This is a genomic window from Oleiphilus sp. HI0125, assembly GCF_001635355.1.
In genome coordinates, this window is the sequence record NZ_LWGF01001482.1 from 1 (window position 1) to 886 (window position 886).

The window sequence follows — 886 nt, forward strand, 5'->3', positions numbered from 1 at the left end:
CAACAATGATGTCTGTGCGCCCCTGATCATTCAGCGCCTTCACAATATTACTTCCGATGAAACCTGCACCGCCGGTTACGATAATCATAATGCTTTCCTTTGTTGGCTATCCGCCATAACAATAATTTCTTGCGCGCAATTATAGGTACTGATTGCCGACAAATACACTCTAGATACGAAAGGTGTACAATGCGCGATGATTTTCAAGACAATGATAGAGATATACTGCCGGAGACAAACGTGGCAACTGCAATGGCAAAGCACATACTAGTGAAGACAAGAGAGGAAGCGGAGCAGTTAAAAAAGCAGCTGATTCTTGGTAAATCTTTTGAGGCACTCGCCAAGAAACATTCAACTTGCCCATCCAAAAAAAAAGGTGGCGATCTAGGAGAAATCCGCAAAGGTCAGCTTGTTAAGCCCGTTGAGAAAGTAATTTTCACGCAGCCTCTCAAGAAAATTCACGGCCCTGTTAAAAGCCAATTCGGTTTTCATTTGATACAAGTGTATTACAGAGATTAAGTTCTTAGTTGTGGTTAAAATTGGGGTCAGAGTAAAAGTACTCTGACCCCAATTTTCGTTAATGAAGTCCTAGGCTACTGCCAACCTTCAACACCCTGCATATCGGGCAATTTATGCGCAATGCCTTTATGGCAATAGATACACGTTTTTTCTGCCGTAATCAGGAACTTAGAATGCATTGCCTGAGCTCGCGGACTCTGGCGATTGAAGTCCATCGATTCGGCACTATGGCAGTTTCGACACTCTAAAGAATTGTTCGACTTCAAGCGATCCCACTCATGCTGAGCAAGTTCCAAACGTTTTTCTAAGAATTTTTCGCGGGTATTGATCGTTCCAAAAACCTTACCCCACACTTCTTTCGATGCCT

3 protein-coding genes are annotated in these 886 nt (G+C 43.1%); 1 reads left to right on the forward strand and 2 read right to left on the reverse strand.

Features of this window, described 5'->3' with window-relative positions; all coding sequences use genetic code 11:
* Positions 1-88 (reverse strand): NAD-dependent epimerase/dehydratase family protein (locus tag A3762_RS26710; RefSeq protein ID WP_156493744.1); only part of this gene is annotated, 88 nt, incomplete at its 3' end.
* 101 nt (positions 89-189) lie between these two features.
* Here A3762_RS26710 and A3762_RS24970 point away from each other — a divergent pair.
* Positions 190-519, forward strand: coding sequence for a peptidylprolyl isomerase (locus tag A3762_RS24970; RefSeq protein WP_068755306.1), 330 nt, complete (start codon positions 190-192; stop codon positions 517-519).
* A gap of 74 nt (positions 520-593) precedes the next feature.
* Here A3762_RS24970 and A3762_RS24975 read toward each other — a convergent pair.
* Positions 594-886, reverse strand: a 293-nt coding sequence (locus A3762_RS24975; RefSeq protein WP_197469570.1) for a NapC/NirT family cytochrome c, incomplete at its 5' end; no start/stop codon positions are given.

Coding starts and splice junctions, on each gene's coding strand:
- A3762_RS24970 (WP_068755306.1), top strand. CDS start 190: ATGCGCGATGATTTTCAAGACAATGATAGAGATATACTGCCGGAGACA.